The sequence below is a fragment of the Sphingobacterium lactis genome, assembly GCF_011046555.1.
Taxonomy (GTDB): domain Bacteria; phylum Bacteroidota; class Bacteroidia; order Sphingobacteriales; family Sphingobacteriaceae; genus Sphingobacterium; species Sphingobacterium lactis.
The window spans coordinates 100,159-121,993 of sequence record NZ_CP049246.1 but is presented as its reverse complement, the minus strand read 5'-3'; the positions used below and the strand labels follow the sequence as shown (position 1 = coordinate 121,993).

19 protein-coding genes are annotated in these 21,835 nt (G+C 45.0%); 8 read left to right on the top strand and 11 right to left on the bottom strand.

Features of this window, described 5'->3' with window-relative positions:
* Positions 1–68 precede the first annotated feature (68 nt).
* Together rpoC and G6N79_RS00540 are read left to right on the top strand one after the other, a co-directional pair.
* A complete protein-coding gene (gene rpoC, locus G6N79_RS00545; RefSeq protein WP_103907695.1) occupies positions 69–4,346 on the top strand; it encodes a DNA-directed RNA polymerase subunit beta' in 4,278 nt (1,425 codons plus the stop codon).
* A 156-nt stretch (positions 4,347–4,502) separates the two neighbouring features.
* A complete protein-coding gene (locus tag G6N79_RS00540) occupies positions 4,503–5,165 on the top strand; it encodes an MgtC/SapB family protein (RefSeq protein ID WP_103907694.1) in 663 nt (220 codons plus the stop codon).
* 1 nt (position 5,166) lies between these two features.
* Here G6N79_RS00540 and G6N79_RS00535 read toward each other — a convergent pair whose 3' ends face one another.
* A complete protein-coding gene (locus G6N79_RS00535) occupies positions 5,167–5,820 on the bottom strand; it encodes a bifunctional 4-hydroxy-2-oxoglutarate aldolase/2-dehydro-3-deoxy-phosphogluconate aldolase (protein WP_103907693.1) in 654 nt (217 codons plus the stop codon).
* Positions 5,821–5,822: 2 nt separating this feature from the next.
* Positions 5,823–6,815: a sugar kinase gene (locus G6N79_RS00530; protein ID WP_103907692.1), complete on the bottom strand. Its 993-nt coding sequence runs from the start codon at positions 6,813–6,815 to the stop codon at positions 5,823–5,825.
* Positions 6,816–6,957: 142 nt separating this feature from the next.
* Between G6N79_RS00530 and G6N79_RS00525 the strand changes: the two genes are divergently transcribed.
* From G6N79_RS00525 to G6N79_RS00515, 3 genes are read left to right on the top strand one after another with little or no spacing between them, the layout of a single operon-like run.
* Positions 6,958–7,779, top strand: coding sequence for an SDR family oxidoreductase (locus G6N79_RS00525; protein WP_103907691.1), 822 nt, complete (start codon positions 6,958–6,960; stop codon positions 7,777–7,779).
* 6 nt (positions 7,780–7,785) lie between these two features.
* On the top strand, positions 7,786–8,955 hold the full coding sequence (gene uxuA, locus G6N79_RS00520) for a mannonate dehydratase (protein ID WP_103907690.1): 1,170 nt from the start codon (positions 7,786–7,788) through the stop codon (positions 8,953–8,955).
* Between the two features lie 31 nt (positions 8,956–8,986).
* Positions 8,987–10,426: an MFS transporter gene (locus G6N79_RS00515; RefSeq protein ID WP_103907689.1), complete on the top strand. Its 1,440-nt coding sequence runs from the start codon at positions 8,987–8,989 to the stop codon at positions 10,424–10,426.
* Positions 10,427–10,525: 99 nt separating this feature from the next.
* Here G6N79_RS00515 and catB read toward each other — a convergent pair whose 3' ends face one another.
* On the bottom strand, positions 10,526–11,170 hold the full coding sequence (gene catB / locus G6N79_RS00510; RefSeq protein ID WP_103907688.1) for a type B chloramphenicol O-acetyltransferase: 645 nt from the start codon (positions 11,168–11,170) through the stop codon (positions 10,526–10,528).
* A gap of 223 nt (positions 11,171–11,393) precedes the next feature.
* Here catB and G6N79_RS00505 point away from each other — a divergent pair, with 223 nt between their 5' ends.
* Positions 11,394–11,855, top strand: a complete 462-nt coding sequence (locus tag G6N79_RS00505) for a GNAT family N-acetyltransferase (RefSeq protein WP_103907687.1) — start codon at positions 11,394–11,396, stop codon at positions 11,853–11,855.
* A gap of 138 nt (positions 11,856–11,993) precedes the next feature.
* Here the strand turns inward: G6N79_RS00505 and G6N79_RS00500 are convergent, their stop codons facing one another.
* Together G6N79_RS00500 and G6N79_RS00495 are read right to left on the bottom strand one after the other, a co-directional pair.
* The gene (locus G6N79_RS00500) at positions 11,994–12,557 is read right to left on the bottom strand and encodes a DUF4136 domain-containing protein (RefSeq protein WP_103907707.1); all 564 of its coding nucleotides are present in this window, start codon (positions 12,555–12,557) and stop codon (positions 11,994–11,996) included.
* Positions 12,558–12,607: 50 nt separating this feature from the next.
* On the bottom strand, positions 12,608–14,248 hold the full coding sequence (locus G6N79_RS00495) for an NAD+ synthase (RefSeq protein WP_103907686.1): 1,641 nt from the start codon (positions 14,246–14,248) through the stop codon (positions 12,608–12,610).
* Between the two features lie 58 nt (positions 14,249–14,306).
* Here G6N79_RS00495 and gldB point away from each other — a divergent pair, with 58 nt between their 5' ends.
* The gene (gldB, locus tag G6N79_RS00490; protein ID WP_103907685.1) at positions 14,307–15,332 is read left to right on the top strand and encodes a gliding motility lipoprotein GldB; all 1,026 of its coding nucleotides are present in this window, start codon (positions 14,307–14,309) and stop codon (positions 15,330–15,332) included.
* 73 nt (positions 15,333–15,405) lie between these two features.
* On the opposite strand, the gene G6N79_RS00485 is transcribed toward gldB, so the two are convergent.
* From G6N79_RS00485 to panC, 6 genes are all read right to left on the bottom strand, one after another.
* The gene (locus G6N79_RS00485) at positions 15,406–16,011 is read right to left on the bottom strand and encodes an FKBP-type peptidyl-prolyl cis-trans isomerase (protein ID WP_146060671.1); all 606 of its coding nucleotides are present in this window, start codon (positions 16,009–16,011) and stop codon (positions 15,406–15,408) included.
* Between the two features lie 74 nt (positions 16,012–16,085).
* Complete coding sequence (locus G6N79_RS00480; protein WP_160003809.1) at positions 16,086–16,493, bottom strand: thioredoxin family protein; 408 nt, start codon at positions 16,491–16,493, stop codon at positions 16,086–16,088.
* A 65-nt stretch (positions 16,494–16,558) separates the two neighbouring features.
* Positions 16,559–18,904, bottom strand: a complete 2,346-nt coding sequence (locus G6N79_RS00475) for a TonB-dependent receptor (RefSeq protein WP_103907682.1) — start codon at positions 18,902–18,904, stop codon at positions 16,559–16,561.
* A gap of 111 nt (positions 18,905–19,015) precedes the next feature.
* Entirely contained in the window at positions 19,016–19,387 is a 372-nt protein-coding gene (locus tag G6N79_RS00470) for a hypothetical protein (protein ID WP_103907681.1), read from the bottom strand.
* Between the two features lie 69 nt (positions 19,388–19,456).
* On the bottom strand, positions 19,457–19,804 hold the full coding sequence (gene panD, locus G6N79_RS00465; protein WP_103907680.1) for an aspartate 1-decarboxylase: 348 nt from the start codon (positions 19,802–19,804) through the stop codon (positions 19,457–19,459).
* A 44-nt stretch (positions 19,805–19,848) separates the two neighbouring features.
* Positions 19,849–20,697 (bottom strand): pantoate--beta-alanine ligase, encoded by an 849-nt coding sequence (gene panC, locus G6N79_RS00460; RefSeq protein ID WP_103907706.1) that lies wholly within the window; start codon positions 20,695–20,697, stop codon positions 19,849–19,851.
* A gap of 149 nt (positions 20,698–20,846) precedes the next feature.
* Between panC and G6N79_RS00455 the strand changes: the two genes are divergently transcribed.
* A complete protein-coding gene (locus G6N79_RS00455; protein ID WP_103907679.1) occupies positions 20,847–21,668 on the top strand; it encodes a glycogen/starch synthase in 822 nt (273 codons plus the stop codon).
* Positions 21,669–21,835 lie beyond the last annotated feature (167 nt).

The following is a 21,835-nucleotide window of genomic DNA, read 5'->3' as shown; positions in this document are numbered from 1 at the left end:
GCAAATTGAGCTTAAGAAGGTGCAAGCCTTCTTAAGCTTTTACATACAGCTTTAACTTTTTAATAAGTATGTCTTACAAAAAAGATAATAAAATCAAAAGTAACTTTACATCGATTACGATCAGCTTAGCATCTCCAGAGACTATCTTGGAACGCTCAAGCGGTGAAGTTACGAAACCAGAGACTATCAACTACCGTACTTATAAACCAGAGCGTGACGGTCTATTCTGTGAGCGTATCTTCGGTCCGGTGAAAGACTACGAGTGTCACTGTGGTAAATACAAGCGTATCCGTTATAAGGGTATCGTTTGTGACCGTTGTGGTGTTGAAGTTACGGAGAAGAAAGTACGTCGTGAGCGTATGGGACACATCAACTTGGTGGTTCCTGTGGCACACATTTGGTACTTCCGTTCTCTTCCAAATAAAATCGGTTACTTATTAGGTCTTCCTACGAAGAAATTGGATATGATCATCTACTACGAACGTTACGTGGTTATTCAACCAGGTATCAAGGAAGAAGATGGTCTATCGTACATGGATTTCTTGACGGAAGAAGAGTACCTGGATATCTTGGATACCCTTCCTAAGGAAAACCAATTCCTGGACGATACAGATCCACAGAAATTCGTTGCGAAAATGGGTGCTGAGGCATTGGAAGATCTATTGAAGCGTCTAGACTTAGACCAACTTTCATACGATCTTCGTCACCAAGCAGCAAACGAAACTTCTCAGCAACGTAAGAACGAGGCGTTGAAACGTCTTCACGTCGTTGAGGCTTTCCGTGGTGCAAACGATCATATCGAAAACCGTCCGGAATGGATGATCGTGAAAATCGTGCCTATTATTCCACCAGAGTTGCGCCCATTGGTGCCTTTGGATGGTGGTCGTTTCGCGACGTCTGACTTAAATGACTTGTACCGTCGTGTGATCATCCGTAACAACCGTTTGAAACGTTTGATCGAGATCAAGGCACCAGAGGTGATCTTGCGTAACGAGAAACGTATGCTTCAAGAGGCTGTTGACTCCTTATTCGATAACTCGCGTAAGGTAAATGCAGTGAAAACTGAAGGTAACCGTGCGTTGAAATCCCTTTCCGACATCTTGAAAGGTAAACAAGGTCGTTTCCGTCAGAACTTATTGGGTAAGCGTGTTGACTACTCCGCTCGTTCGGTAATTGTTGTAGGCCCGCACTTGAAATTGCACGAGTGTGGTCTTCCAAAAGATATGGCAGCTGAGCTTTACAAACCGTTCATCATCCGTAAGATGATCGAAAGAGGTATCGTAAAGACTGTAAAATCTGCTAAGAAGATCGTAGATCGCAAAGATCCTGTGGTATGGGATATCCTAGAGAACGTATTGAAGGGACACCCTGTATTGCTAAACCGTGCACCTACGCTTCACCGTTTGGGTATTCAGGCTTTCCAACCGACTTTGGTGGAAGGTAAAGCGATCCAATTGCACCCATTAGTGTGTACAGCGTTCAACGCCGATTTCGACGGTGACCAGATGGCGGTCCACTTACCGTTAGGTAATGCCGCAATTTTGGAAGCCCAAATCTTGATGTTGGCAGCACACAACATTCTTAACCCGGCAAACGGTTCTCCAGTTACAGTACCATCACAGGATATGGTATTGGGTCTTTACTACATTACTAAAGGCCGTAAGACTGACGATAGCCGCATCATGAAAGGTGAAGGAACAACATTCTATTCTCCGGAAGAGGTAATCATTGCCTTGAACGAAGGAAAAGTTGATCTTCACGCATTCATCAAGGTGAAGACCCAGATTAAAACAAAAGAAGGCGAATTCAAGGACGCTATCATTGATACAACTGTAGGTCGTGTGATCTTCAACCAAATCGTTCCAGAAGAGGTAGGTTACATCAATGAATTGTTGACCAAGAAATCCCTACGTAATGTCATTGGTGAGATCGTGAAGAACACAGGTATGGCTCGTGCAGCGAAGTTCTTGGATGACATGAAAGAATTAGGATTCCAGACAGCATTCAAAGGTGGTCTATCGTTCAACTTGCAAGATTTGAACATTCCTGCTGCGAAAGCTGACTTGATCCAACAAGCTACCAACGAAGTTGAAGAAGTAATGAACAACTATAACATGGGTTTCATTACGAACAACGAACGTTACAATCAGATCATCGATATTTGGACACGTATCAACAATAGATTGACGTCTCACGTAATGGATATCCTGTCGAACGACAACCAAGGTTTCAACTCTGTTTACATGATGTTGGATTCTGGGGCGCGTGGTTCTAAGGAGCAGATTCGTCAGTTATGTGGTATGCGTGGTTTGATGGCGAAGCCTCAGAAATCAGGTACTTCCGGTGGTGAGATTATCGAAAACCCGATCTTATCAAACTTTAAAGAAGGTTTGTCCGTATTGGAGTACTTTATCTCTACCCACGGTGCGCGTAAAGGTCTTGCGGATACGGCGTTGAAAACGGCGGATGCGGGTTACTTGACCCGTCGTTTACATGACGTTGCGCAGGATATGATCGTCGTAGAACAAGATTGTAACGGTCTACGTGGTATCTATACTACTGCATTGAAAGACAACGATGATATCGTTGAACCATTATATGACCGTATCTTAGGTCGTACACCATTGAATGATGTTGTTCATCCGGAAACCAACGAGTTGATCGTTGCTGCGAATGAAGATATCACGGAAGAAGTTGCTGAGGCAATCGAGAATGCCGGTATCGAAGGATTAGAGATCCGTTCGGTATTGACATGTGAGTCGAAGCGCGGTGTATGTGCTTGTTGTTACGGACGTAACTTAGCTTCTGGTAAGCGTGTTCAATTGGGTGAGGCTGTCGGTGTAATCGCAGCACAGTCCATCGGTGAACCAGGTACGCAGTTGACACTTCGTACGTTCCACGTCGGTGGTACGGCATCGAACATCGCTGCAGAATCTTCCATCATCGCGAAATACGACGGTAAGATCGAATTTGAAAATGTTCGTACCGTTGAGAAAGAAGGCGAAGATGGTCCTTACCAAGTAGTGTTGGGTCGTTCAGGTGAGATCAAGGTGGTTAACGAGGATAGAAAAGTCCTTTACCAACAGATCATCCCTTACGGTTCGAACCTATTTGTTAAAGAAGGTGAGAAAGTTGAAAAAGGTACTAAACTAGTTGATTGGGATCCATACAACGCGGTGATCATCTCCGAATTTGCCGGTAAGGTGGAATTCGATGCCATCATCGAAGGTGTAACTTTCCGTGAGGAATCCGATGAGCAAACCGGACACAAAGAGAAGGTAATCATCGAGACTCGTGATAAGACGAAAAACCCGATGATCAAAGTGTTGGATAACAAAGGCGAGATCATCCGTTCATACAACATTCCAGTAGGAGCTCACGTTTCCGTTTCTGACGGTCAAAAAGTGAAAGAAGGTGCGGTATTGGTTAAGATCCCTCGTTCTACAGGTAAGACCCGAGATATTACGGGTGGTCTTCCTCGTGTAACGGAGTTGTTCGAGGCTCGTAATCCTTCCAACCCTGCAGTTGTTACGGAAATCGACGGTGTTGTTGCTTTAGGTGGTGTGAAACGTGGTAACCGTGAGATCTCTATCGAATCACGTGACGGCCAAGTGAAGAAATACTTGGTGCCATTGTCCAAACACATCTTGGTACAGGATAATGACTTTATCAAAGCTGGTATGCCATTGTCAGATGGACAGATCTCCCCTGGAGATATCCTTTCCATCAAAGGCCCATCAGCGGTTCAAGAATACATTGTAAATGGTATCCAAGAGGTTTACCGTCTACAAGGGGTAAAAATCAACGATAAACACTTCGAAACCATCGTTCACCAAATGATGCAGAAAGTGAATATCGAGGATCCAGGAGATACCCGTTTCCTAGAAAAAGAAGCGGTTAACAAATGGGACTTCATGGAAGAAAATGACTCCCTTTACGATAAGAAAGTTATCGTGGATGCAGGTGATTCCAAGACTTTACGCCCAGGACAGATCGTAACGATGCGTAAGCTTCGTGAAGAGAACTCTAGCTTGAAACGTCAGGATATGAAATTGGTGGAGGTTCGCGACGCGATTCCAGCAACGTCAAGTCCGTTGTTGCAAGGTATTACAAGAGCATCCCTAGGTACCAAGTCCTTCATCTCCGCTGCTTCCTTCCAGGAAACAACGAAAGTATTGAACGAAGCGGCTATCGCGGGTAAACGTGACAACCTATTAGGTTTGAAAGAAAACGTAATTGTTGGTCACTTGATTCCTTCCGGTACAGGTTTACGTCAGTACAGTAACATTATCGTAGGTTCCCGTGAGGAATACGATCAATTGTTGGCTTCGAAAGAAGAAGACTAGTCCTAACGTACAGCACACAAGCTGTATAATAGATAAAATAAAGCCCAGTTTATCCCTGATAAACTGGGCTTTTTCATTTTATTTCTTATTTTAGTGCCTATTAAGGTCAACATTTTAGCCTAAATGTTGTTTACACCATAAAATGACTTGGTAACTATGGATTTTCTGTTTAATCAGATCGAATGGGACTGGAATGATTTAGTGAAAGCGATCCTTTCGTTGCTTGCCGGCTTTGTATTGGGTTTTGAGCGGGAATGGAAAGATAAGTCTGCAGGATTTAAGACGATCTCGATCATCTGCCTCGGCAGTACCTTATTCTCCCTGCTTTCCCTGAAACTCGGTGCCGGTGATTCGGAAGATGCCACACGGATTGCTTCGTATGTGGTTTCCGGAATTGGTTTTCTGGGTGCGGGTGTTATCTTTAAGGATGGGGTGAACGTCAATGGCCTGACCACGGCCAGTATCATCTGGATGTCGGCAGCAGTCGGAATGGCGATTGGTTTTGGGATTTACCTAACGGCGGGGATTTTCCTTTTGGCGTGTTTTTTCATCATCATATCGGGTCCGTTATTGAATAAATATGTAATCCACAATATTGTGCGGATCGCGACGATCTGTGTCGATCAAGAAGATATCGAAACACGGCAGGAAATTATCCGTGATCTGAAGCCGCTGGTGAAACAATTCAAAATGAAGAAACAGACCCTGCAGGAGGGTCGCCTAACGATGGAAATCGAGGTGCTGATCGATAAGCGGAACATTCGTGAGTTCGAGCATGTGCTGCTCAGCAACAAACATATCAAGGAACTTAGCCTGTAAGCTAGGTTCCTTTTTTTGTAGCCCAAGCCAATAGGTTTCTGCAATTGTCTTCGATCTGGGCAAGGTCATATTGCCCGTCTTTCTTGCTGAACAGTTTTGATCCCAACCCTACGGAGCTTACTCCAGCTTCAAACCAGGTCTTTATATTATCCGCTGCACATTCCACGCCCCCGGTAGGCATAAATCGGATATTCGGGAATACCGGACGGATGCTCTTTAGAAAGCCGGGCCCCAAGGTGTCACCAGGGAACAATTTAATGTAGGTACAACCCGCAAGGTTCGCTGCAGCAATCTCTGAAGGTGTCATACAACCTGGAATCCAAAGGATATTATTTTTCTGCGCAATGGCTGCTATGCTTTCATTGAAAATGGGACTCACCAAGAAATCTGTTCCCAAATCGATGAAGCGTTCTGCATCTTCCGGATTCATAATGGTGCCAATTCCAAGACTAAGGTCAGGAAAATGTTCTTCTTTATAGGCCAATAGTGCCTTGAAATTGGCCTTCGCCTCACGGCCACGGTTGACAAATTCAAACACGCGGATACCGCCGGCGTAGCAACTTTTCAAGATCGCTATACAGGTTTGCAGGTCATCATCATAGAAAACTGGGATGACCGGATTATTTAAGATTTTCTCTAGGAGTTGTTCGTTCATGATTATAATGCTTTACCGTCGCCAAAGTCTCCTTCGACGAATAATTTCTGATAACCTGTTGCCGTTGCGTATTCGATAATTGCTGAAGCATCCCATGGCTGGCGCAGGGCATGGATCAAACCGCCCATAAATGCGTCGCCACTCCCGATTCGGTCCACGACCTCATGGGTCTCGTACTGTTGGGATATGGCCTGTTCCTCTCGGGAATGATAGGTCCCATAAAAGAGGTTATGCTTCGGATTGTCAATGAAACGGAAGGTATTTGCGATATGTTTCGCTTGTGGATAATGGCTGAAGATGTAATCCGCCGTTTGTTGGGAAAGGTGCAGATAGTGTGCTCTTTCCGTATGCTTATCCAAGTTTTCCTCAATGGGTGAACCCAACATGTTGTGGGCTGCCCAGATATTGCCCATGATGACGTCGCAGTGTTGCACCAGCTCAGGCATCACCTCCAGCGGTGTCCTGCCATATTGCCAAAGCTTACTCCGGTAGTTCAGGTCTACGGAAATCGTGATGTCGCGCTGTTTAGCTTCCTGGAGTACCAAGGCCATCAGGTCTGCCATTTCTGCCGATAGGGCAGGTGTCAGTGCCGACCAATGCAACCAATCCACATCCGCAAAGAGCGTGTCGAAATCTAGTTCTTCAGCTTTTAACAAACTGAAACTGGAATACTTCCGATCATAGATCACTTCCCCACTTGTCAATCCATTTGCGGAAAGCAGGAAATACAAGCCAATGCGGTCACCCGATTGGATGTGCTTGCTGCAGTCAACCCCAGAACTTTCCAAGACATGGATCAATTCTTTGGCCAAACCGTTGTTGGGGAATGCGCTGCTATAATATACCGGATTGCCCATTTTGGCAAGCGTCACAGCAACATTGGCTTCCGAACCGCCCGGATAGATTTTCAGGTCGTTCGCGCCAGGAGCCAGAAGTTGCTCGCTGCTGCCTTGCAGTCTCAATAATATTTCTCCGAATGTTAATACGTGTGGCATAGGTGAATAATTGATCCAATTTAAGGCTTTTAAAACGAATCCGGTGAATATTCTTCGAAAACGTTTGAGTAATTATACTCGCTGGATTTACCCATGGTTTATGGAAAAATCACTAATATTGAATATTAATCAAACTTAAACTATGAGTATTCTTTCGAAGTTTTCCCTGCAGGATAAGGTCATTGTTATTACCGGAGGTACTGGAATCCTTGGTAAATCATTTGTCAAAGCTATTGCTGAGGCAGGGGCAAAACTGTGCATATTGGGCCGAAATCAGGAAAAGATTGATGAACGTGTAGCAACGGCACGGGAAATTGGTGCCGAAGCGATTGGTCTGGTTGCAGATGTCATGGATGAAGAGTCCGTCAAAGCAGCCAGAGGCGCGGTATTGGCGCATTATGGAACCATTGATGGATTGGTGAATGCTGTAGGTGGCAATATACCGGGTGCAACCATTGGTGATGACCAGAATATATTTGATAATAAAATTCAAGATACCATCAAAGCCATTGAACTGAATCTATATGGCACGATGATCCCTACGATGATCTTCGGTGAGGTGATCGCTGAGAAAGGGGCGGGGTCCATCATCAATATTTCATCCCTGGCAGCATCACGACCTTTGACACGTGTTTTGGGTTATACCGTTGCGAAACATGGGATTGATGGTTTTACGAGATGGATGTCCACGGAATTGGCCTTGCGTTATGGTGATAAGGTACGTGTCAATGCCATTGCTCCCGGCGTTTTCCTGACAGAACAGAACCGAACCCTATTGACCAATACGGACGGCAGTTATACCGATCGCGCGCAAAAGTTCATTAATGGAACGCCATACCGTAGATTGGGTGACCCTTCGGAACTGGAAGGGACCTTGATTTACCTTTTGAGCGAGGCTTCCGCTTTCGTCTCAGGCGAAACGGTATTTGTGGACGGTGGTTTTAATTCCTGGTGTGGTGTTTAATGGATTATGGAAAATAAAAGATTTTTAGAACAGACCTGGCGTTGGTATGGACCAAAGGATGGCGTGACGCTTCAAGATGTGAAACAAGCCGGAGCAACCGGAATTGTGAGTGCGCTGCACCATATACCCCATGGGGAAGTGTGGCCACTGGCGGATATACAGGAACGCAAGCAAATAATTGAAGCCGCTGGATTGCGCTGGTCCGTCGTTGAATCGGTGCCGGTTCACGAAGCGATCAAAACGAGATCGGCAGAGGCAGAGCATTACCTTGAAAATTATCGGGAATCGTTACGCAACCTTGCCCAATGCGGCATTAAGACCGTATGCTATAATTTTATGCCGGTGTTGGATTGGACCAGAACGCAGTTGGATCTGGAAATGAAGGATGGATCGAAAGCCTTGTATTTCGATTGGATTGATCTGGCCATCTTTGATATCTACATCCTGAATCGAGCAGACGCTCGTGCAGATTATTCTGAACAGATCCAGGTGGCGGCCGAATCCCGCTATGCGGAAATGGATGAGCAAGCGAAGAAGGATCTGGAGATCAACGTGCTTATGGGGATTCCTGGTGAAGCCGATATTTCCTTGGATTCCCTGACCCAGAGTATTGAAATCTACAAGGCCATTGGCCGCGATGGGTTGAAGCAGAACCTGCTGTACTTTCTGGCGTCGATAGCCGATGTCTGTGAGGAGTATGGGATCAAGATGACCATTCATCCCGATGATCCTCCTTATGCCATTCTCGGTCTTCCGAGGGTGGTCAGCAACGAGCAGGACCTGACCTTCCTGATCGAGCAACAGCCCAAAGCATTCAACGGCATCTGCTTCTGTACGGGATCTTTAGGAGCTGGTCCTTCGAATGACCTGCCGGCAATCTTTGAAAAAGTAAAACACCGCGTTTATTTTGCGCATTTGCGGAATGTGAAACGTGATGAAATTGGAAGCTTCTATGAAGCGGATCACTTGGATGGTGATGTGGATATGTACCGAATCGTAAAAGCACTGAGTGCAGAAAACCAGACGCGGGACATGCCGATTCCATTCCGACCGGATCATGGTCATCAGATGCTCGACGATTTGCATAAAGTCAGCAACCCCGGATACTCTGCCATCGGTAGACTCCGTGGATTAGCAGAACTCAGGGGATTGGAATTGGGGATCATCCGTTCCTAATCCCCCAGATACAACCTTTATAAACTAAAAAATGAGCCAAGTAAACCAACCTACAAAATACAGGTGGACGGTCTGTGCATTATTGTTTTTTGCAACGACCATCAACTACCTCGATCGGCAAGTACTTTCCCTCACGTGGAAGGACTTTATCGCTCCGGAATTCCATTGGACCAATAATGACTATGGAAATGTGGCCGCCATATTTGCCATCGTCTATGCCATTTCGATGTTGCTATCCGGTCGATTCATCGATTGGTTAGGGACAAAGAAAGGCTATATGTGGGCGATTGCGATCTGGTCCATCGGTGCTGTCCTGCATGCTTTTTGTGGCATGATTACCTCAGGCATGCTGACCGGTCAATGGTTGGTGACGTTTGGTGAGGCTAAGGAAATCATCGCCGGAGTGGAAGATGTCAGTAGAGTGGTGAGTATCTCCGTCACGGTCTTTATCTTCGCACGAATCGTGCTTGCATTGGGAGAAGGGGGGAATTTCCCCGCAGCAATGAAAGCCTGTGTAGAATATTTCCCTAAGAAGGACCGTGCCTTTTCGACCAGTATCTTTAATTCTGGCGCGACCATTGGCGCCTTGCTCGCACCACTGACGATTCCTGCAATTGCAGCCCGTTACGGATGGGAATTATCCTTTATTATCATCGGTGCACTTGGTTTTGTCTGGATGGGATTCTGGCAGTTCATGTATAAGAAACCAGAAGAGAATCCAAAGGTGAATGCGGAGGAGCTCGCTTATATCAAACAGGACCTGGACCATGGCGATATCGTAACTGGCGACACCAAACCTGCGCGCGTTTCGATTTTAACCTGCCTGAAATTCAAACAGACTTGGGCATTGATCTTCGGTAAATTCCTGACGGATGGCGTTTGGTGGTTCCTGCTGTTTTGGTTCCCAGCGTACCTGAGTTCCGTATATGATATCAAATCTTCCGATTTTGAAGGGCAGATTGCCATTTTTGTGCTGTATGCCATTACAATGCTGTCCATTATAGGCGGTTGGTTGCCGACTTATTTCGTGGAAAAATTGGGCATGGAGGTCTATGCTGGACGCATGAAGGCCATGTTGATCTTTGCGTTCTTTCCCTTATTGATTTTATTCGCCCAACCGATGGGAGAATACTCGTATTGGTGGCCGGTGATCCTGATCGGTATAGCAGCAGCAGCACACCAGTCCTGGTCGGCAAATATCTTTTCCTCTGTCGGCGACATGTTTCCGAAAAAAGCCATCGCTACGGTTACCGGCATTGCTGGTCTGGCAGGGGGGATAGGATCTTTCCTGATCAATAAGATCTCAGGAATGTTGTTTGACCATGCCGAACAGACGAACATGAAATTTATGGGTTTTGAAGGAATCGAATCTGGATACTTTATCATTTTTGCGACCTGTTCCATTGCCTATCTGCTGGCTTGGATTATTATGAAAACCTTGGTGCCGAGGATGAAACTGGTGCACATATAGGATGTAAATTTTGGATCATATTGTTGTTAGTATATTGGAAAAGGGGCGGATTTATTCGCCCCTAATCTTTTTGGTTAATGTCTTGTTGTGAAGTTTACCTTATGTTTTGCTACGTTGGATGTTGTCCTGATAGAACTGGTAGAGTTTCGCTATATTTCCAGAACAGAGGATGGGCATTGCCTGCTGCAGGATATGTTCAGGCCAATCCCACCAATTCATTTCCAACAGCTGTTGGATAGCTGATTCTTCAAAGCGTTTCCGGATGAGTTTTGCTGGGTTTCCACCCATGATGGCATAGGGTTCAACATCCCTACTGATCAGCGCGCGGCTACCGATAACAGCTCCATGCCCAATCTTCACTCCGGGCATTATCATCGCCTCCGTACCAATCCATACATCATGCCCAACCACGGTATCACCAGCAGGGGCAAAACCATCTAAGCTTCCGGAAAAACTGGCGACTTCCGGCATATAATGAAAGGGAAAAGTGCTGATCCAATCGTGCCGGTGGCCTTGATTACCGGCCATAATAAAACTGGCTCCGCTACCAATAGAACAGAAGGAGCCAATAACCAATTGATCAACCTGTTCGTTGTCAGGCATCAAGAAGCGTGCGCATTCGTCAAAGGAATGGCCATGGTAATAACCTGAATAGTAGGAATATTTGCCGGCTTTTATGTTGGGATTTGTTATCTGATCTTGAATAATCTTGCCCTTAAAGGGACTTTCAAAGTAATTTTTCATCTCTTGCAATTTTTAGTGTACAACAATAGCGGATAGGGAGGCAAAATTTGCCTTATCCAATGGGGGAAGTTTGTTGAAAAATTGCTAATCAGATTTTTTCATTAAACGAATAACCCTTAAAAAAGATGAATTTCCATTCTCTTTTTGCGTGCTGGAATAGGAGGAAAATAGACTATTTGATTTCTTAAATCGTTAATAAACAAAAACGGCAATCAAACTATATATGGATATACAAATTCGTAAAGCACTGGAATCTGACTTGGATACGCTATTAACCTTTGAGGAGGGTGTCGTGTCGGCTGAAAGACCATTTGATAGTACCCTAAAAGAGGGCAAAATTCATTATTATGATCTGCTTGATCTGATCAATTCGGATCTGGCTGAGCTGGTGGTAGCAACTTATCAAGAAGAAATTATTGGTTCTGGGTATGCAAAAATCCTGAAAGCAGCTCCTAAAAATAAATTTTCCGCCTATGCCTATTTGGGATTCATGTTTGTCAAGCCCTCTTTTCGAGGAAAGGGCGTCAATAAACTCATCATTGAAAAATTATTTGCCTGGGCCAAATCCAGGGATGTGAAAGAGGTCAGATTGGAGGTGTATGATGAAAATATCGCTGCCAAGAAATCGTATGAGAAAGTTGGATTTAAACCGCTGGTACTGGAAATGAGGCTGGGAATTAACTGAGCCATCTCCACTTGGCTTTCCTCGAAAAAAGATGACCTACGGATAGTAAAAACGAAAAGCGAGCATGTGCTGCTCGCTTTTTTATGCACATCCTTTCGGCGTGCACGTATATACTGTATGTTTTGGTCATGCAGGTATTTATTTCGCAGGATACTCCTTAAAGATTCCCTGTACCACTTCCGGTAGGTTGTTAATAGATGCTTCCGGAGTTTTGATCTGTCCAGAACCACGTGCCTGCCATACAACGGAATTGGTTCTACGGTCGCGAGCTTCGATGATCAGGTGTGAATAACGGACCTTTTCCTTAGCCACAGGGTAAGATCCACCCATGCCCCAACCATAGCCCCACCATGGGCTGTAATAACCCCAAGGACCACCAAATCCCCAGCCTGAATGGCCATATACCATGCGACTTTTATTATTCACGATCGTAATGTAACGGAAGAGTACATCTGGGTTTTCCTTGCTGTAGGTTAAACCACGCGCCGCTAATTCTCTATTTGCGGTAGACATAATGTTGTCGCGAGCGATATCGTTATTAAAGTAGTTTTTCGATAGCGAATCTACCGGTGGCAACCATCCGTAGGTTTTATATTGCGAAAAATCCAAGCTTTGGACTTTTGTTGTATTGTATTTGTAGCCGCTACAGGAGGCAAAAACCAAAAGAACCCCCACGAGCATAACAGACCATATATGTTTCATAACGTATTTCAATTTCTTATTAGACAGCGCGCCCGTGAAAAAGTTTAAGCCTAGAATGAATATTTTGCGACCAAAGGCATGGACCGGCCCGGCCCAAAGGCTTTCGGGCTAACCCGCAGAATAGGAGGGGCTTGGAAACGCTTAAACTCCGCATTGCCGAGCATCTTATAGATGCGCGATACTAAAGCCTCATCAAACCCTATTTGAACCACTTCTTCCTTGGATTTCTCCATCTCGATCAATTGGAATAGAACGGCATCCAACAGATCATAAGGAGGTAGCGAATCGGAGTCCTTCTGGTCTGGCCGTAACTCTGCGGATGGTGGTTTTACGATGGTATTGATCGGAATGATTTCCCTTTCCCTGTTCATGTATCGGGCCAATTCGAAGGCCTGCGTTTTATATACATCGCCGATGACGGATAGGGAGCCGGCCATATCGCCGTATAACGTGCCGTATCCGACAGCTGCTTCGCTCTTATTGGATGTGTTGAGCAGGATATTACCGAATTTATTGGAAATAGCCATTAACAGCGTTCCGCGCGTCCGCGCCTGAATATTTTCCTCGGTGGTATCGGGATTGCGACCGGCAAAGATCTCCGATAAAGTCCCTTCAAAGGAAGCTGCAATATCTTTGATAGGAATGATATGGTGCTTACATCCCGTATTGTTGACCAAATCGAGGGCATCCTTTAGGGAATGGTCAGAAGAATAAATGGACGGCATCAAAACCGCCAAAACATTTTCAGGGCCCAATGCTTCACAAGCCAAAGCAGCAACTAAGGCCGAGTCCAGACCACCCGATAATCCCAAAACCGCAGTCTTGAATCCGGACTTGCGGAAATAATCCTTCAACCCCAAGATCAAGGCATCATGAATCAACGATATTTCTGTTGTTTCGCGACTGACATACGGCTGATCCGCTTGCAGGTCGTTATTGTCAAAATGGACATAGGCTAGATCCTCCGCAAAGGGAGCCATTTCCAGAATAGGTTCTGCTTTTTTATTGAAGGCTAGAGATCGGCCATCAAAAACGATGTCTGCGTGTGCACCTACCTGGTTCACATAGAGTAGCGGTGCTCCTGCTTTAATCACATTCCTGCCCAAAACATTCTTTCGGCTGTCGAAATGCGTATAGGAAAACGGAGAGGCGGCAATGTTGATGATCAAATCGGGGTGCTCCTTGGCCAGTTCCTGCATGATATCCCCTACATAGGAGTTGGGGCCATCATCATCCCAAAGGTCTTCGCAGATGGTCAGCGCAATGGTTTTTCCTTTGAAATTGATGCAACTGACCTGTTTATTCGGTTCAAAGTATCGATATTCGTCAAACACATCGTAATCCGGTAAGAGACTTTTCTTGACAATGGTTTGTACAGCCCCACTTTCGAGTAGTACGGCCGTATTATAGAGCGGTTTCCCTTCGCCATCGGCATTCGGCACGGGGGCACCGATAATACAGGCAATATCCTGACATGCTGCAGCTATTTCCTGAAGGCTATCGTAGCAGCGTTGCAAAAAATGGTTGTTACGGAGCAGATCCTTCGCCGGGTACCCCGCAACAGCCAGCTCCGCGAATACGATCAGCTCGGCGCCGGCAGATTTTGCTTCCTGGATGCTGCTAATGATTTTATGATTGTTCTCTTCGAAATTTCCGATATGGTAGTTTAACTGTGATAAGGCAATTTTCATGTAGCTGTATTTATTGTAAATTTAATAATTAATTTTGGCTATCACTATAGCACACCCCATGATAAAATATACTGTTTTTACCTCATTATTCCTCGTATTTGCCCTTCTTTTTTCCTCCTGTGGATCGAAAAACAAAAAACCTGATGTTTCCGAAATTGAACTTGATATTCAGATTGAACGGTTTGATCGGGAGTTTGCTCAATTGAACGTGGCATCCATCGGGGCAAAGAATCGGGAATGGATCAAGAAATATGGTTCATTTTATTCAGACTACATGATCCATATGTTGCAGGTCGGCAGTCCGATCGACACGCTGTATATGGGTGAGTTATTGAAAGGTCTCATTGCTCAAGAGGACTTTAAGGCATTGGCCGCCGCAGTAGGGGAGAAATACCCGGATATGAAGCCGCAGGAAGAAGAACTTACCCAAGCTTTCAAATACCTGAAGCATGATTTTCCGGATTACGAAGTCCCACGTATCATTTCCTTCTTTTCAGGTTTCTCTATCCAATTGCCGATCGGCGAAGATTACATTGGCATTGGATTGGATATGTTCCTGGGAGAGAATGCACGCTTTTACCCGGAATTGGAAACTGTGATTCCCAAATACGTCATTCGGCGTTTTGCGCCGGAATATATCGTGCCCCGTGTGATGGAAACCGTAATTCGGGAGGAGTTACTGCAGGAGAGCAGTAAAGATGTGACGGGACTGCAATTGATGATCTACGAAGGTAAGGTGCTCTACGCATTGGATGCGCTATTGGATCGGCCGGAAGAAGTGAAAATTGGGTATACGGAAGCACAGTTGACTTGGGCAAAGAGTCATGAGGATGAAATCTGGGCCCATTTTGTAAAACAGAAAGTACTTGATAACAACAAGATCCCAGCATTGGAGCCCTACTTTGCGGAGGCCGAAAATACGCCGGAATTTGGTGCAGAATCGGCGCCGAAATTGGGGAGTTACATCGGTTGGCAGATCGTGCGTCGGTACATGGAAAAGCACCCAGACGTTAGCCTGAAGCGACTGTTCACCATGGATGATGCGCTGGTGATCCTGCAGGGATCAGATTACGGAAGAAAATAAAATACTGAAGACCAAAAAAAGCGAGCAATGTGCATTGCCCGCTTTCCGTAAATATTATTGATTTTTTGAGTTTCTAGTATTGGCTCTTTACTGAAGATACATCTAATGTGAAAACCAGTGGAGAGTTTGCAGGAATTTTATCAATCCCAGTTGCATTATCATAACCCCAAATGGATGAAGTGATGAATCTGATTTTTTGACCCGGTTGCAAACCATCTTTCAATAATCCCTGAATATTACTTTTATTATCAGATTGTGGGTAGAAAGCGATCAACCATGCAGGAATCACACCACCAGTTGTAGATGAAGGATTAACGATCAAAAACTGCGTGGTTGTTTGCTCATCATCAAAAACAGTTTTGTCCATAAGCTCACCTTTATATTTCAATTGTGCAACTACTGGAACCCAACCTTGTCCAGATTTCACATAGTCGTATGTTTTTTCCGGTGTATTAATCACTTCGTACCAGATCCCGTATGTAGTATCCTCCTTTGGATTGGTAAAGTTTGCTTTTGCATATGCTTCTAGATCGTCTTTCTGAGCGTTTAAAGTAGAGTCCCTACGTTTCATTTCCTGTTCGTACGTTGGGCCAGTCGGACCAACATCATTATTATCCATACACGATGAAACAGTGAATACGGCCAATAATGCCACTACGAGTAATTTGATGTTTTTCATAAATTTTAAGTATCTGTTTATTTAAGCTTGATAACGTTCCATGAAAGGGATACGCTACATATCAGGTGTTAAATTTATAAAATTTTTAATATTTGCTTAACACTTAGGTAATTAAAATTTGTGGATTTTACGGAGAAGTCTGCGTTTAAGAGGATTGTAAACGGAAAGGTTGGTCTTTTATTTTTCCCCAAGAGCAATTTTACTAGATCATGGTACTGACCGGTTCTTTTTTGCCTGCTTTCGTTTTTTAAGACAAGTCCTTCAAAAGCCACCTCTTGGACCGATTCCGCATCAAATTCTACCGCATAATAGTTTTGGTTGATGCTGTTCACTACGCTTTCATTAGTGAAGTTCTCCCGCATCATCTTCTTGCAATAGCTGCACCACTCGGTATGAAAGAACAAGAGAACGGGTTTGGGTTGCACCGCCAAACTGTCTTCAAGCTGTTCAAACGTTAACCAATTCACCCTTGGTTCGGTCATGGTTTGTGCCCGGACCGACCCAAGAGTCAAAAGGATGAATATAATATGGTATTGTAACAAGCGCATTAGTGAAAGTGGCCAATTTTAACACCGAAGGTAAATGTCCGCGGTTTTGAAGGTCCATAAATGTAATCGGAATCCCGTAGCGCACCCCGATCAAAATCTTTCTGGAATGCATTGAACACATTCTGAATGCCACCAAACAGTTCGACATTCAGATCTTTTTTCAGCGCGAACGTATAGCCCAAGCGGAAATTGGCTTCAAAGAATTCCGGTGAGTTTTTTAGGGTCATATTTTCTCCCTCAAAGAGATGCGGTACGATCATGCTACCGGTATAGATTCCGGTGATGTCCAGCGAAAAAGCCGTGATCGGTTTCCAATTGGCGTTTAAGTAGCCATAGCTGTTGGGCGTGCGGACAAATCGTTTACTGCTGATGTTTTCCGCTGCTGTTTCTCCTTCATAGAGCAGTTGAGCATCCTTATATTCCGATCTTTGGATCGTTCCGCCCATTTGGAAGCTGTATTTGGCAGATGGTGCCACGTTCAGCTCGATGTTCGATCCATATACCTTGGCTCCTGTACCGTTCCGCATTTCTTTGATGATCAGGCTTTCTTCCTCAGAAGTCATAATGGTCGTGAATGGGTTTTTCAAGTCGGTGTAGAAACCTTCTACCAATAGACTGGTCTGTACCGACCCGAAATTTTTGGTAAAGTTCAGTGATCCCGTATAGGCATTAGAATATTCTGTTTTCAGGTTTTCACCAATCAGCACGAATACTTGCTGTCCACCAATGGACGTGACGTGCATGTCCTCGTTAAAGGCCTGCGGTGCACGAAATCCTCGTGCATAGCCACCACGGAATTGAAGATAGTCCGTGATATCATAGAGCAAAGTGAATCGTGGACTGAATGTTCCGAAACTCTCTGTAGAACTGCGGTCGCGTCCGGCCAATTTATAGGTGCCATCCACGTAGATGTAGTCATAACGGCCCCCCAGTAGCGACTTTAGGTTATCCAATAAATTCCATTCATACTGCGCATACGCGCCCAATCCTTGCGTATTTTGGTCGATCAGTCGTTGATAGCCTGGAATTTTATCCTTTGTATGATTGTTGCTGTATTCCAAGCCGGCTGTGATAACATCCCGCTCAAAATTATAGGTGTACTGCGCACCGGCAACCATCGCGAAATCATCCGTATTTCCATAGGCATTGGCCGCTGTTAGGCTGTCCAGATGGGTTCTTCCGCCGCCGAGGCCCCCATAGTAGCTCTCCCGGTCGGTAAATTGGGCTGAACTGTAAAGGGACAACTTATGTTTGAAATCCTTCGAATACAAGTCATAGGTCAATCCAGCGATAAAAGAGTTGGTGCGCAATTGTTCGGTAATTTCGGAAAAATGTGGCGCCTCATCCAATTTGTCACCACCACGACGGAACTCGTTCAGCACACTCAAGTCCAACGTGATCTTGTTGTAATCATTCGGTTTATAAAAAGCCTTTGTACCGAAGGTGAGGTTCTTCAGTTTGGTCATCTCCGAAAACCCATCTCCGTTGGCATCGTAAGCTTCACGCTTGCGGTGCATACCATAGAAGGTCACACCCGATTGCAGGTCGTTATCCACGTAGGAAGTGTTGAAGTCGATGGTATTGTCCCAGGATTGTCCATCGATGATGGAATTTGTTGATTTCAGCTGCCAATCATTTTCCACCGGATCCTTGGTGATGATATTGATGGTCCCGGCGATGGCATTAGCACCGAATAGGGCAGAACCTCCACTGCGCACGACTTCGATGCGGTCGATCATGCTGGTGGGAATCTGATCCAAACCATAGACGCTGTTCAGCGCACTGAAAACCGATCGGCTATTGATCAGGATTTGGGAATAAGCGCCCTCCATGCCGTTTAATCGTACCTGCGTAAATCCACAGTTCTGGCAATTGTTCTCGACGCGCACACCAGGTTGGTAATTCAATGTTTCCGACATTGCCACGGACTGCGTTGCATTGAACAGTTTCGGGCTCAGTACATTGACAATGACAGGCGCTTTCTTGCGCTCCATCCCGTAGCGGCTGGCGCTTACAACCACCTCGTTGAGGTTGAGGTTGTCCTCGTATAACATGAACTGTAGGGGTTCTTGCGGGTTGATGTCCTGCATTCCCTTTCTTAAGGGTTGGTACCCGACTGCTCGGATGGATAGGTTCTTCGCCTGTTGTCCATGTAAATCTAGATTAAAATAACCCAAGCTATCGGTTGAGGTACCGACTTTGGTGCCCTCCAATTGCACTGTAGCGTTCGCAATGGGCTCTTTTTTGTCGTTTACGACATGTCCTTGAATTTGGGCCATAGCAAATTCGCCGCCCATAAATAAGCATATAATGATCAGGGTAACCCTGATGAAGTGAAGTTTCATAAAGAATTCTTAGCAATAAATACATACGTGATTTTCATCCCAAATGGGGATGATGCAGGATATGGCATGCTCATGGGGGCATACGATCACTACATAAAAAATAAATCGGGGTTATGCTAAGAAATTCGGGGGTCCCCTTCCGCTGGGGATGTCGAGGTCAATGGAAAAGACCTGGATGGTGCTGACCTGGAATTCCATAATAGCGAATTCCGGCTGGATGGCTGCTTGGAAAGTGACTGGGCTCCAATTCAGGTAGGTCCCTTGGTAGACAATGTCCAAGATGCGGATTTCGGCATCGGAGTGATGTTTGTGGTGATTCTTTTCGCCGAGGTTGTACGGGTGAATGTGGGTAACGATCTCCCCGGTTGAAGTAACCTCCTTGTGCATAAAGACAACACCGCTCGTAATGATGGCCAGCATCCAAACGAGTAGGAAGTTGGCGACAAGTTGGCGATATGTCAATAATTTATGCAATGCTTTCAAAAAAATATTCCCTAAAATTAGCTAATTTTTAGGGAATATGATTGAAACCAAATTATTTTAAGGTTAATTTTATACAATTTTATTGTGCTCATCCGGGAATACAAGAAGGGGCTGATGCGCTCTAGCTTCTTCACGCTCCATAAGCGCGTAAGAAATTATGATCACGATATCGCCAACCTGGACCAAGCGTGCTGCTGCACCATTCAAACAGATGGTACCTGTGCCGCGTTCGCCGGGAATAACGTAGGTTTCCAGTCTCGCCCCATTGTTGTTGTTTACAATCTGTACTCGTTCATTAGCAATTATATCAGCGGCATCCATTAAGTCTTGATCGATCGTGATGCTGCCTACGTAATTCAATTCAGCCTGCGTAACACGGGCTCTATGAATTTTTGATTTCATTACTTCTATCATCATGGTGCAAAGTTAATCTTTTAATATAAAATGACTTTAATTTTTCTCTAATGGGAAAGTAATATATTGTCTATTAAACGTACTTTTTCTACCCATGCCGCAATAAGGGCAACATATTCTTTATTTGGGGTCAAGCTGGTTACCGGTTCCAGCGTACTCGTCTCACAAATGCCGAGGTACTCCAGTTCCACGTTGGGATTCGCCGCGATCAACCCCTTGGCTTCTTCCAATATTTCGGGAATCTCCTTCGTGCCGATCTGTTCCTTAATGTACCGCAAGGCGGCGGATAAGGTCAAGGCATCTGCTTTGCCCTGTTCGGAAAGGCGAGCGTTTCTGGAGCTTAGTGCCAATCCTTTTTCACTGCGGACCGTCGGGCAGATCAATAGTTGTACAGGCAGTTCCTTGATTTCCACCATGCGTTGGATCACCATAACCTGTTGAAAATCCTTCTGTCCAAAACAGGCCTGATCCGGTTCCACCAGCTTGAACAATTTATAGACAATCTGGGTTACGCCCTGAAAGTGACCGGGACGGTGTTCGCCCTCCCAGATGTGGTCCAATTGGCCCAAGTCGATATGCCATGGCGTATCGTTTGCGGGATACATTTCGGAAACCTCAGGCAGGAACAAGATATCACAGGCTACAGATTCTAGCAATGCGATATCGTTCTCAATGGGACGTGGGTATTTCTCCAGGTCCTTGGGGTCGTTGAACTGTGTGGGATTGACGAAGATGCTGCAGACTGTAATGTCGGTGCGTGGCTTCGCGAAGTTGATTAGGGAAAGGTGTCCTTCATGCAGGGCGCCCATGGTAGGGATCAGGGTGATGACCTTTTTCTGTTGACGTAGGGGTTCCAAGACATCTTGGAGCTCCTGCTTGGTGCGAACTATTTTCACTGGCAAAAATTATGAAATAAGCTACAAAAGTGAGGAATAATCTTTGAATTATAAAACGATGATTTTTAATCAATTGTAAAATTGAGATATTCTTTGTATCTTTGTAGACCGATTTTACTATTCAATAAAATAAAAAAAAACAGTTGGAGATGGCAAAAACGAAAATCTTGTTTATAACCCATGAAATGTCGCCTTTCCTTGAACTTAGTAAAATTTCTGAAATTACACGCCAGTTACCACATGCAATGCAGGAAAAAGGATTCGAGATTCGGATTCTAATGCCTCGTTTTGGTAATATCAATGAGCGCAGAAATCGTCTACATGAAGTGATAAGGTTGTCGGGAATGAACATTGTGGTGGACAATAATGATAATCCGCTAATTATTAAAGTGGCATCCTTGCCAGCGGCAAGAATGCAAGTGTACTTCTTGGATAACGAAGAGTACTTCCAGCGGAAAAAAGTATTTCGTGATGAGTCTGGAAAAGCATTTGAAGACAATAACGAACGTTCATTGTTCTTCTGTAAAGGCGCCTTGGAAACCGTTAAGAAGTTAGGTTGGTCACCGGATGTGGTACATTGCCACGGCTGGTTTACAGCGATGGTACCAGCATACCTGAAAACCGTTTACCAGGACGATCCTACATTCAAGGATGCGAAAGTGTTCTTCTCGTTGTACAACGAAGAGTTCAATGGCGAATCCTTGGGTACCAAGTATGCTGAATTGGCAGCACAGGAAGATATCGAAGCCGACAAATTGAAGGAGTATGGGTCAGGTAGCTATGTAGACATCTATAAGGGAGCACTTTCCTTTACGGACGTAGCTATAAAATCGGACGCTGACATCAACCCGGAAATATTGGCCTATATCAAGGATAATAACATCCGTACCTTTGCGCCTTCCGCAGATGATGACTATGAAGCATTTGGCGAACTGTATGATGAGTTCGTGAATGAAGAAGTCTCCGCGTAAAGCACACCGAGCGGCTTGATTAAAGCAGCACGAGAGAGACTTTTGATAAGAAGTACAATCCGCCGAGCGAATATTTTGCTCGGCGGATTTTTTTGGGCCGAACCGAACCTTCGTCCCAAAGGTAAATTCATTTTTTAGCTAGTTGAATACTGCGTATATTCGTAACG